Annotated in this window: 2 protein-coding genes; both read left to right on the top strand. The window is 62.2% G+C overall.

Going from position 1 to position 3,647, the window contains the following annotated elements; all coding sequences use genetic code 11:
* Window positions 1-1,941: indolepyruvate ferredoxin oxidoreductase subunit alpha (locus tag Q0341_RS11655; protein WP_299513454.1), on the top strand; the 1,941-nt coding region annotated here is incomplete at its 5' end.
* A gap of 101 nt (window positions 1,942-2,042) precedes the next feature.
* Entirely contained in the window at window positions 2,043-3,572 is a 1,530-nt protein-coding gene (locus Q0341_RS11660) for an indolepyruvate oxidoreductase subunit beta family protein (RefSeq protein WP_299513457.1), read from the top strand.
* Window positions 3,573-3,647 lie beyond the last annotated feature (75 nt).

The raw sequence follows: 3,647 nt of genomic DNA on the forward strand, positions 1-3,647 counted from the left end.
CTGGCCGCGTCCGTCAACTACCCGCTGCGCGGTGCAGTCACCTTCAAGTCCACCGTCGGCACCAACGTGGCCTCCGATGCGCTGGCCAACCTGGCCTCGGGCGGCGTGACCGGCGGCGCGCTGCTGATCGTCGGCGAGGACTACGGCGAGGGCTCCAGCATCATGCAGGAACGCTCCCATGCCTTCGCGATGAAGTCGCAAGTGTGGCTGATCGATCCGAGGCCCAACCTGCAAAGTATTGTGCGTGCCGTGGAGATGGGTTTTGAGCTATCCGAGGCCAGCAACACACCCGTTATGCTTGAGTTGCGCATCCGCGCCTGCCATGTGCATGGACGTTTCCCGGCAAAGGATAACAAGCGGCCTTCTTTCACGCTGAAGAACGCGATGGAAAACCCGGTGCGCGACGTGAGCCGCATTGTGCTACCGCCGTCGAGCTACCTGCATGAGCACGAAAAGATAGCCCTGCGCTGGCCAGCCGCCGTCAAATTCATTCAGGACAAACAGCTCAACGAATTTTTTGCAGATGATGCCAAAGACTTTGGCATCATCATGCAGGGCGGCCTTTACAACAGCGTCCTGCGTTCGCTGGAACTGCTCGGATTGGCCAACGCGTTTGGTGAGTCGCAGGTGCCACTGTATGTGCTGAACATCACCTATCCTTTGATAGAGGATGAGTTCACGCGTTTTTGCGCCGGCAAACGCGGCATCTTGCTGGTGGAAGAAGGGCAGCCCGACTTCATTGAGCAAAACGTCAACACCATTTTGCGCCGGGCCGACCTGCAAACCCGCGTGCACGGCAAAGACGTGTTGCCCATGGCCGGCGAGTACACCGGCGGCGTGGTGCTCAAAGGCGTGACCAGTTTCATCGAAATCTATGCGCCCCAGCTACTGCAGGGCAGGGAATTACCGATTGCGGCACGGTCGGCGTCCAGCGGCCTGACAGTGCCGGACGGCAACCCCAAAGCGTTTGCCATCAAGACCGCGTCGTACGAAGTCCAGCCTAGGCCTCCCACGTTTTGCACCGGCTGCCCGGAGCGCCCGATTTTTACCGCGATGAAGCTGATAGAACGCGAGCTGGGTCAGCACCACGTCAGCTGCGACATTGGCTGTCACCTGTTTTCCATCCTGCCACCCTTCAACATTGGCGCCACCACCATGGGTTACGGGCTGGGCTGGGCGGGTGCGTCTGCGTTCAACAGCACCGAGACCTCCAAGCGCACGATTTCGTTCATGGGCGACGGTGGCTTCTGGCACAACGGGCTGACCAGCGGTGTGGGCAATGCGGTGTTCAACCAGACCGACAGCGTGCTGGTGGTCGTGGACAACGGTTATTCGGCGGCCACCGGCGGGCAGGACGTGCTGTCGTCCAAAGCCATCAACCCGATCCGCAGCACCAACAACCCGATTGAAAAAGCCGTTCGCGGCGTGGGTGTGAGGTGGGTAAAAACGGTCACCAATACCTACAACCTTTCGCAGATGTTAGACACCCTACGGCAAGCGCTGACCACCCCGGAAAAGGGCCCAAAGGTCATCATTGCGCAAAGTGAATGCATGCTGAACCTCCAGCGGCGCGAGAAGCCGAAAATTCGCAAGAAGATTGCCGACGGCCAGCGTGTGGTACGCGAGCGTTTTGGCATAGACCCCGACACCTGCACCGGCGACCACTCGTGCATCCGGCTGTCGGGCTGTCCGTCGCTGACCATCAAGCCGAATCCCGACCCGCTGCGGCGCGACCCGGTTGCCACAGTGCTTGACAGTTGCGTGGGCTGCGGCCTGTGCGGTGAAGTCGCCCACGCAGCGAAGCTGTGCCCCTCGTTTTACCGGGCCGAAATCATCAACAACCCGACGGCCTGGGACCGCTTCAAGTTGCGGCTGCGCAGCGCCGTGATTGGCTGGCTGCAAAACCGCATCGAGCACCGGCTGCAAGGGATTGCCGTATGAACCCGCCCATAACGAGGGTATCGCCGTACCAGTCACCCATTGACGAAGATCGCATGGTTGTAGCCGCACCGTCTGCAGAGTTGACAGGCTCGCGCCCCCCAATGAGCAGCGAACGCGCTATCACCATCGCCATCCTCGCCATGGGTGGAGAAGGCGGCGGCGTGCTGGCCGACTGGCTGGTCGATCTTGCCGAGCAGAACGGTTACTTGGCACAGACCACCTCGGTGCCGGGTGTGGCGCAGCGCACGGGTGCCACGGTGTACTACCTCGAACTGTTTCCGGAGTCGGACGTTCCCGCAGGTCGCCAACCGGTGATGGCGCTGAGCCCGATACCGGGTGAAGTTGACATCGTGATTGCGTCGGAGCTGATGGAAGCCGGTCGCGCCCTGCAGCGCGGTCTGGTCACAGCCAACCGCACCACCTTCATCGCCTCAACCCACCGCGTGTATTCGATGACCGAACGCACCGCCATGGGCGACGGCCGCGTCAGCTCGGACAACCTGCGGGAAGGCGGGCAGGCCGCTGCAAAACATTTCATCAGCGCTGACTTTGCCCAACTGGCTGAAGAAACCGGCAGTCTGATTAGCCCGACGCTGTATGGCGCACTGGCAGCCACCGACCGGCTGCCCTTCACCCGCGCGCAGTTTGAAGCCGCCATCACTCGCGGCGGTGTCGGCGTGAAGTCCAGCCTGAAGGCATTTGCCGCAGGGTTTGAGGTGGCACGTCAAGCCCTGTCACCGCCGACCTTGGTGGCAGTGACGGCCCTGCCTGCTGTGCCGATGCCGCCAGTAGGCCAGCGGCTCGCTGCGCTGGCCCAGCGCATTCAAAACAGCTTTCCGACGGCCAACCATGCGACGCTCGTCGCGGGAATTTTGCGCACGGCCGACTACCAGGATGTGGCCTACGCGACCAGCTACCTGGACCGCCTGCGGCCCTTGGTGAACAACGTGTCCGGCCTTCCCGCAGACCCCGCGCTCGCTGTGGACCTGCTGGACGAAACCGCCCGCCATTTGGCGCTGTGGATGTCGTATGAAGACACCGTGCGGGTGGCCGACCTCAAGACCCGGCGCTCGCGCTTCCAGCGCGTGGGCGGTGAAGTGCACTTAAGCGACACGCAGCACCTGGGCATCAATGAATTTTTCCACCCGCGAGTTGAAGAACTTGCGGACACGCTGCCAGCCCGGCTCGGTCGCTGGCTGCTGGCCACACCGTGGGCGCGCGCCTGTGTGGAACCCTTCACGCGCAAAGGCCGCATCGTGCAGACCAGCTCGATTCGGGGTTATTTGCTGCTGTACACCATTGCCGCCCTGCGCCCCCTGCGCCGGAAGTCCCTGCGGTTTCAGGTCGAGCATCAGCGCATTGACGATTGGTTGGCCACGGTCTTGCGCTTGGCGCCCACGCAGCCCGCATTGGCGCTTGAGGTAGCCCGTTCGCAGCGGCTGGTTAAAGGCTACGGCGACACCCACGCGCGCGGCTGGCGCAGCTTCCAGCGCGTGATGGCCAAACTGCCGCAACTTCAAACTTCGCCGCAAGGCGCGCAGCAGTTGCGGGATCTGAGCCAGGCGGCCTTGGCAGACGACACCGGGCAGGCATTGCAGCAGGCCTTGGACCGGTTGCACGTCAGCGCATAGTTTTTCCGTTCTGTCGCATTAGTGGAGTTTGGCCGAAAAGAGTTGCGTTACTGACCTGGTGATCAAACAGCCAGG

Source organism: uncultured Limnohabitans sp. (assembly GCF_937889215.1).
Taxonomy (GTDB): Bacteria; Pseudomonadota; Gammaproteobacteria; order Burkholderiales; family Burkholderiaceae_C; genus Limnohabitans_A.

Excerpts from the sequence above, each read along its gene's own strand:
- Q0341_RS11660 (WP_299513457.1), top strand. The coding sequence starts at position 2,043 with ATGAGCAGCGAACGCGCTATCACCATCGCCATCCTCGCCATGGGTGGA.